Origin of the sequence: Acinetobacter sp. YH12112 (assembly GCF_013418945.1) — a bacterium.
In the GTDB taxonomy this organism is placed as follows: Bacteria; Pseudomonadota; Gammaproteobacteria; order Pseudomonadales; family Moraxellaceae; genus Acinetobacter; species Acinetobacter indicus.
The window spans coordinates 55,517-63,511 of sequence record NZ_VPBA01000018.1 but is presented as its reverse complement, the minus strand read 5'-3'; the positions used below and the strand labels follow the sequence as shown (position 1 = coordinate 63,511).

Below are 7,995 nucleotides of genomic sequence, written 5' to 3'. Positions count from 1 at the left end.
GTGATGGGAGAGCATGTTCAAGAGTGGATTCTAAATGTTCAGATAAAGACATAAAAAAATGAGCGTATTTACATACACTCATTTTTACTACATTTTACTAAAATTTGCTTAACTGACTGGCATTACCGCACTCAGCGGGGTTTTTTTACTTAATCAATCTAAGAGAGAATTAAGCATTTTCACGTGCAATCGCACGGTAACCAATATCTTTACGATATTGAACGCCGTCGAAGGTTACTTTTTGGCAAAGTTCTAAAGCTTTTGCTTGTGCTTCACCAATGGTGTTACCTAATGCAGTCACGCAAAGTACACGACCACCAGCAGTCACAATCTCACCATTTTCATTGGCTTTAGTACCGGCATGGAACACTTTGGCATCGGTCATTTCGGTGTTTAAACCAGAAATCACATCGCCATTGCTAGACGTTTCTGGGTAGCCTTTAGATGCTAAAACAATACCGACAGTCTTACGCTCATCCCATTCAGCTTCTGCTGGCAAGTTACCTGCAATACCAGCCTCAACCAGATCAACCAAAGATGATTTTAAACGCATCATGATTGGTTGAGTTTCAGGATCACCGAAACGACAGTTAAACTCGATTACCTTTGGTTGACCTTGTTCATCAATCATCAAGCCAGCGTACAAGAAACCGGTGTATACGTGACCATCTGCTTTCATACCGTCAACGGTTGGGCGCATTACTTCTTTCATCACGCGCTCAAATACGTCTGCAGTCACCACAGGCGCAGGAGAGTAAGCACCCATACCGCCTGTGTTCGGACCTTGGTCGCCTTCAAAAATACGTTTATGGTCTTGAGACGTTGCCATTGGCAAGATGTTGTCGCCATCAATCATACAAATGAATGACGCTTCTTCACCTGCGAGGAATTCTTCGATGACAACGCGAGAACCGGCATCACCAAATTTGTTGCCTGCCAGCATGTCATCAATGGCTGCAAATGCTTCTTCGTTGGTCATCGCCACGATGACGCCTTTACCTGCAGCCAGACCATCCGCCTTGATCACAATCGGTGCGCCATTTTTTTCAACAAAGGCTTTGGCAGCGTCTACTTCAGTAAATACGTCGTAGAATGCAGTTGGAATGTTGTGGCGTTTTAAGAAGTGCTTGGCAAATGCTTTAGAGCCTTCAAGCTGCGCTGCAAACTGGGTTGGACCCCAGATTTTTAAACCTGCTTCACGGCAAGCATCCACCACACCATTCACAAGCGGTGCTTCAGGACCAACCACGATTAAATCTACCGCATTGTTTTTGGCAAAGTCGATAATCGCTGCATTGTCTAAAATGCTTAAATTAACGTTTTCACATTTGTTTTCAGTAGCGGTACCGGCATTACCTGGTGCAACAAAAACTTTCGCAACTTTTTCATCTTGTGCGATTTTCCATGCCAATGCATGTTCACGACCGCCATTACCCAAAACTAAAATGTTCATCGGTTCATACTCCATGAATCGAAAATGACATAAAGTCCTCAGCCTGAAAGCAGGAGAGGACTTTGTGCAAGATTAGAAATCTTTTTTGTTAATAAAGTAAAAAGTACAGTAAGGGACTTTGAAACTGTATTAACACGTTGGAATCTTTTTAATATAAATTCTACTGCTGGAATCAACCTTCGGTTCGACCTACTTTTGTTTCGGCAAAAGTAGGCAAAACCATTGTCATTCGCAAAACTCGTCAAATTGATTTCTCGATTTAGAATAATCGCAGAAACATTCTTAACAAAATTCTCCTGCCTCGGACAGTTGCGAATGACGTTTTCGCGTATCGAATAAGGGTGATTACCCATCAGTGTTTTTGTCTTAGTGACGGAAGTGACGCATGCCAGTGAACACCATGGCAATACCAGCTTCGTCAGCTGCTGCAATGGTTTCTTCATCACGCATCGAACCACCCGGCTGGATAATGCATTTGATCCCTGCTTTCGCAGCGTTATCAATACCATCACGGAACGGGAAGAATGCGTCAGATGCCATCACTGCACCTTCAACCACGAGGCCTGCATGTTCAGCTTTAATTGCTGCAATACGCGCAGAGTTTACACGGCTCATTTGGCCTGCGCCCACACCGATGGTTTGACGGTTTTTCGCATACACAATCGCGTTAGACTTCACGTATTTCGCCACTTTCCAGGCAAAGATCATGTCGTCAATTTCTTGCTCGGTTGGAGCACGTTTGGTCACCACTTTAAGATCATCTTTGGTGATCATGCCCAAGTCTTGGTCTTGCACCAGCAAACCACCGTTGACACGTTTGTAGTCCATTTGTGGCGCACGTTCGTCAATTGCTGGTAATTCGCCACAGACCAGTACACGTACGTTTTTCTTCGCGCCAGTCACGTCCAAAACACCTTCAGCAACGCTTGGTGCAATAATCACTTCAACGAATTGACGGTCAACAATGGCTTGTGCAGTTGCAACGTCTAATTCACGGTTGAATGCAATGATGCCACCGAATGCAGATTCAGGATCGGTTGCATAAGCCAAGTCGTAAGCCGCTTGAATGCCGTCTAAAGATACCGCAACACCACATGGGTTCGCGTGTTTTACGATCACACAAGCAGGTTTCGCGAATGATTTCACGCATTCAAGCGCAGCATCAGTGTCGGCGATGTTGTTATAAGAAAGTTCTTTACCTTGCAGCTGTTTAGCTGTTGAAACAGATGCTTCAGTTGCCGCTGGGTCTACATAGAATGCAGCCGATTGATGCGGGTTTTCACCGTAACGTAAATCTTGTGCTTTGTTCAATTGTGTATTGAACGTACGCGCAAATTTGTCTGCTTCGCCTTGTTCTTTACCAACGCGAGCGCCTAAGTAAGATGCGATCATACCGTCGTATTGTGCAGTATGTTCAAATGCTTTCACTGCCAGGTCAAAACGGGTTGCGTATGACAGGCTGCCTTCAGCTTTAAGCTCGGCAATAACAGTCGCATAGTCAGATGCGTTGACGACGATACCGACAGACGCATGGTTTTTCGCCGCAGCACGAACCATGGTTGGACCACCGATGTCGATGTTTTCAATCGCATCTGGCAGGGTGCAGTCAGGTTTTGCAACCGTTGCTGCAAATGGATAAAGGTTCACTACCACCAAATCGATTGCATCGATGTTGTGTTCTGCCATTACAGCTTCGTCTAGACCGCGACGAGCCAGAATGCCGCCATGAATTTTAGGATGTAAAGTTTTTACACGACCATCCATCATTTCTGGAAAACCGGTGTGCTCTGAAACTTCAACTACAGCGATATTGTTGTCTTTAAGCAACTTATATGTACCGCCTGTAGATAAAATTTCTACCCCAAGAGCCACTAGATTTTGTGCAAATTCAACAATTCCAGTTTTGTCAGAAACAGAGATTAAAGCGCGTTTAATAGTCATGATTTTCGTCACAGTTATCAAAAAACAGATTAAAACATTAGCAAAATGCGGTTAAAAAAAATGCCCACGAAAGCCGCGAGCATTTTATCATTTATTCACTCATTAAACCGTGAGCTTTTAACTTTTTACGTAAAGTACCACGGTTTAAGCCTAGAATCTCGGCAGCACGTGTCTGGTTACCACGTGTATATTCTAGAACTACAGATAAAAGAGGTTTCTCCATTTCTGCTAGCACCATGTCATACACCTGAGAAGGTTGCTCGCCTTGCAATTGAGCAAAGTAATGGCGAACTGCGCGATCAACGTGGATACGAAGAGCGACATCAGATTGTGCAGTAAAAATAGGAGATTTGCTATTCATGCGAATTAATCCGAAAAATCAGATATCACTTGGGTAAAGTGATATATAAATGTGGTCTATAAATAAATGAACCCCGTTTTAGATCCTAAAACGAGAGTTCTAAAACTGGAACATTTAGCTTGCCACAACTCACAGCGCTGGTCGAAAAATAAGCGTAACAATAGATTAATAATTGTTACAGACCAAAAATCGAAACGAAAAAACCTGCTCAATACGCGTTATTGAAAATAAGGCGCATTCTGCGAGTTTCTATTTGTTTTGAATTACTGAGGAGTATGCAGCACTAAGCTTACGTGGCGCGTATCATACCATTGTCTTAGAAAAAGTGAGCAAGAAAACTGCACTTTTTTTACATTTTTTTTTAATTTTTAAGGCTTGATAATTTCTAAATTATAGGTATCAAAGCTTTTTCGGGTCACTGGCAGCTGAATTTCAAACTTGAAGGGGGTGTTTTTCGGAATCCGCTCAATGCTGGCCAGACTTTTAATTAAATACTCTTTCGGTTCGAGCACATAGGTCGCTACTTCTTCATTATCATCTTTTAAGGTGATTTTCAGTTTTGGTAATACCAGACTCTTGTCATGAAAATTGATCAGCTCGCCGGAGAACAGGGTATGTTCATGGTCATAGCGTTTCACCCGTACGCGGTTAATTGAAATCAGGCTGTACTGCTTTTCAAAGGTTTCACAGTTAAACAGCTGGCAGACCCTGTTAAAGGCCACGGTCAGGGCAGGGCTGTTGTTCATGAATTTCGGGTTAAACCACAGAATCTGGAAAATCAGTAAACCGACCAGACTGAAATTGACAATGCCCCATAGCGTGTAATAGCCCGCACCATGTTTCTTGCGTTCTTGCTGCAGTTCATTTTCAGACAGATTCATCGAGGGAATACTGGCAATCGGTTCGGTGCTGAAATAATTCAGATTGTTTAAGTAGGTCTTTAAATCAATATTGGAATGTTCAACCTTACGGTCAAAAATATCCAGCAGATGGGTTTCATGTGTGTCGTCAAAAGCCAGACCATGATCGGCCAGAACCGGCGAACTGACCTGTCCACCAGTAAAACCGTTGTATTCGAGCTGGGTTGGCGCAGGCTTTGGCTGCACCAGATGCGAGAGTGCATTAAAGGTAGAGGCACATTTGGGACAGCAAACCATGCCCTGAGCCACTGTAAGCTGTGCAACAGAAACTTTATAGGTGGTTAAACACTCGGGGCACTTGGTCTGCTTTTCACTCATAAGATCTATAGAGGTTGATTAATGCGGCTGGCGCTTCCCGGAAATTCGGCACCAGTTTTCTTCACGTTTTTCGACCTCTAATATATCAAAAAATTCAGAATAAACACTAGAAACTTCAGCAACTTGCTCTTCGATTACACCTGCAAGTGCGAACTCTCCCTCAGATTTGGTTAAAGTTGCGAATTCAGGCGCAAGCATCATTAACGGGCCAGCCAGAATGTTGGCAACCAGTACATCGGCTTTCTGATCTTTTAAGGTTTCATTAAACTCTTCAGGCAGACCGACAAACAGATGATCCAGTACGCCATTCAATTCAGCATTTTGCTGGGTGGCTAAAACCGCTTGTGGGTCAATATCAGTGGCATAGACTTTTTTCGCACCTAAAAGTAGGGCAGCAACACCTAAAATGCCAGAACCGCAACCATAGTCGATGACGATTTTATCTTTAACATCGGTTTTACCTAACCATTGCAGGCACAGGAACGTTGAGGCATGGTTACCGGTACCAAAGGCCAGACCCGGATCCAGTTTAATATTCACCGCATCTGCTTCAGGGGGCTCTAGCCATTCCGGTACAATCCAGAATTTTTCAGCAATCTGGATTGGCTCGTAATAATCCATCCATGAGCGTTCCCAGACTTGATCTTCCAGGAATTCGCTACGCATTGGTGCATCTGGCAGTTGAGTGCGAATGAAAGTTTCCAGCGCAGCCACATCAATTTCTTCGTTTTCGTCCTGTGCATAAATACCGGTCACAATCACCTTGTTCCACAGCGGTGTTTCGCCTGGAAGTGGTTCAAGCAAGTCCTGATTTTCAGCATCATCCAGCGTTACACTCACGGCACCCAGTGAGCTGAGTAATGTTTCAGTAAAGTCGACTTGAGCTTGATCAACAGTAATATGTATTTGTAACCACTTCACAGGAATAACCTAATTTGTTTTTTCAAAAGGATATTGTAGCGGAAGGCAATCGGTTTCGCCTACCAATGTACAAAATAAAAAGGATGCCAGCGCGACATCCTCGGGTGAAAAAAGTACTTAACTGTTTGCCACCACAGGCTTGGGTTCAGCAATCGGCACAAAGCGGTTTAATAACATGCCAAAGATGGCAGCGAAGATATACATGAAAATAGAATAGACTGCCGCCGGCATGGCCACAGTTGAACTGGCCATAACGGTTAAGGCGATGGTCATGGCGAGGGTGCTGTTATGAATCCCGATTTCAAAGGCACTGGCACGGGCCTGGGCGCTATTAATCCCAAACAGGCGTGGGACGAAGTAACCAATCACCAGGCTGGAAATACAAAACAGCGCGGTAGCCAGGCCAATATCACCAATATAATTCAGGATATTGTGTCGCTCCTGCACAATAGCCCCGATGATAATTAAAATCAGAAAGATCACTGCAAAAATCCGTAACGGTTTATTCAGTTTCTCGGTCAGTCGCGGGGCATAATGACGAATTAGCATACCGATAATCACCGGCACAATAATAATCCCGAATACCTGCAAGATTTTACTGAATTGCAGGCCAATGCTTTGGTCAGCCTGTAAAAAGTGGGCAATTGCGAAATTAACGATAATGGGTAAGGTCAGTGCTGCAATGACCGAGTTAATTGCAGTTAAAGTAATGTTGAGCGCCAGATCACCCTTAAATAAATAACTGAACAGGTTGGCGGTACTGCCACCCGGCGAAGCAGCCAGTAGCATCATGCCGACGGCCAGTAACGGCGGTAGTGCCAGAATTTTACATAATAAAAAGGCTATCCCGACTAGCAGTACCAGCTGGCAAAATAGTGCAACCAGGACCGCTTTGGGATGTTTGGTGACGCGCGCAAAATCTTTGGGAGTGAGTTCCAGCCCCAGCCCAACCATAATAATGGCCAGCGCCAAGGGCAGCATAATGGTAATAATGCCTGAATCCATATAACCTTCCTGTCAAATTTATCCTTGTGTGAAAAGATAGTTGCTTCATGCAAAATATCTTTTACTGTTTATTCAAATTACTCTATGACTTTCTGTTTTACCGAATTTAACGGCATTCGTCTAGCCAGTAAATGTCCAAAGATCAAGGCAAACATATACATGAAGATGGTGTAAATAGCGGCAGGAATGGCAATCTGGGTGCTTTGCAGTACCGACAGTGCCAGGGTTAAAGATAGCGCGGTGTTATGAATACTCATAAAGAAACCACAGGAGCGCGCCTGCTGTTCGGGAATGTCCATTAGTTGTGGCAGCACATAACCAGCCACCAAGCTGATAAAAGCGTACAGGGCGGTGGCCAGTCCAACCTGTTCCATATACTGCGCCAGCTGATAGCGCTCCTGAAAGAGCGCGAAAAAGAACAGGGCAAAAATAAAATATACCGACATGCGCCGAATCGGTTTACTCAGCCGTTTGGCCAGCTCTGGAAAAGACGAGCGAATGGCCATTCCCAGACAGACTGGTACTAAAATTAGCAGGAAGGTATAGGCAATCCGCTCAATTGGCATGTTGATTTCGGTCTGATCGGCCATGAAATAGCGCATGGCAATACTAATCACAAAAGGCAGGGTTAAAATGGCCATCACCGAATTGATGGCGACCACGACAATATTTAAGGCCACATCACCTTTATAGACATAGCTGAACAGGGCAGAGGTGGAACCACTAGGGGTAGCTGACAGCAACATTAACCCCACTGCCAGCAAAGGAGGTAGTTCTAAAAACAGGCAGAGAATAAATGCCAGTCCAACCAGCAAGACCTGCCGGGTAAACAAGGCAATAAAAATGACTTTCGGTTGCTGATTGACCCGAATAAAATCTTTAGGGCTGAGTAGCAAGCCCAAACCCATCATTAATACCGCCAAGGTTAGCGGTAGAAAGAAGGTAAAAATGCCGCTTTGCATGGCATCATCCTATTTAATTCTTATTTTCCCCAGTTTCAGTGTAATTGAGTTGAGTTTTAAATCAACCATAAAAATAATAAAAACAGCCATTTACTTGGTAATAAATGGCTGTTT

General features: G+C 44.1%; 7 protein-coding genes. All 7 read right to left on the bottom strand.

What is annotated here, in order from left to right; translation table 11 throughout:
• Positions 1–169: 169 nt before the first annotated feature.
• The 7 genes from purD to FTU50_RS08530 all read right to left on the bottom strand — a co-directional run bounded on the left by purD (position 170) and on the right by FTU50_RS08530 (position 7,881).
• Positions 170–1,453 carry a phosphoribosylamine--glycine ligase gene (gene purD / locus FTU50_RS08560; protein ID WP_075166891.1) on the bottom strand — a complete coding sequence of 428 codons (1,284 nt, stop codon included), beginning with the start codon at positions 1,451–1,453 and terminating at the stop codon, positions 170–172.
• A 366-nt stretch (positions 1,454–1,819) separates the two neighbouring features.
• Positions 1,820–3,394, bottom strand: a complete 1,575-nt coding sequence (purH, locus tag FTU50_RS08555; RefSeq protein WP_005178775.1) for a bifunctional phosphoribosylaminoimidazolecarboxamide formyltransferase/IMP cyclohydrolase — start codon at positions 3,392–3,394, stop codon at positions 1,820–1,822.
• 91 nt (positions 3,395–3,485) lie between these two features.
• Positions 3,486–3,755 (bottom strand): DNA-binding transcriptional regulator Fis, encoded by a 270-nt coding sequence (gene fis / locus FTU50_RS08550; RefSeq protein WP_001086304.1) that lies wholly within the window; start codon positions 3,753–3,755, stop codon positions 3,486–3,488.
• Between the two features lie 368 nt (positions 3,756–4,123).
• Positions 4,124–4,993 (bottom strand): DUF3426 domain-containing protein, encoded by an 870-nt coding sequence (locus tag FTU50_RS08545; RefSeq protein WP_180069673.1) that lies wholly within the window; start codon positions 4,991–4,993, stop codon positions 4,124–4,126.
• Between the two features lie 18 nt (positions 4,994–5,011).
• Positions 5,012–5,914, bottom strand: a complete 903-nt coding sequence (gene prmA, locus FTU50_RS08540; protein WP_104470423.1) for a 50S ribosomal protein L11 methyltransferase — start codon at positions 5,912–5,914, stop codon at positions 5,012–5,014.
• Positions 5,915–6,031: 117 nt separating this feature from the next.
• The gene (locus FTU50_RS08535; protein ID WP_075166887.1) at positions 6,032–6,919 is read right to left on the bottom strand and encodes a bile acid:sodium symporter family protein; all 888 of its coding nucleotides are present in this window, start codon (positions 6,917–6,919) and stop codon (positions 6,032–6,034) included.
• 77 nt (positions 6,920–6,996) lie between these two features.
• Complete coding sequence (locus FTU50_RS08530; RefSeq protein WP_075166886.1) at positions 6,997–7,881, bottom strand: bile acid:sodium symporter family protein; 885 nt, start codon at positions 7,879–7,881, stop codon at positions 6,997–6,999.
• Positions 7,882–7,995: the final 114 nt, after the last annotated feature.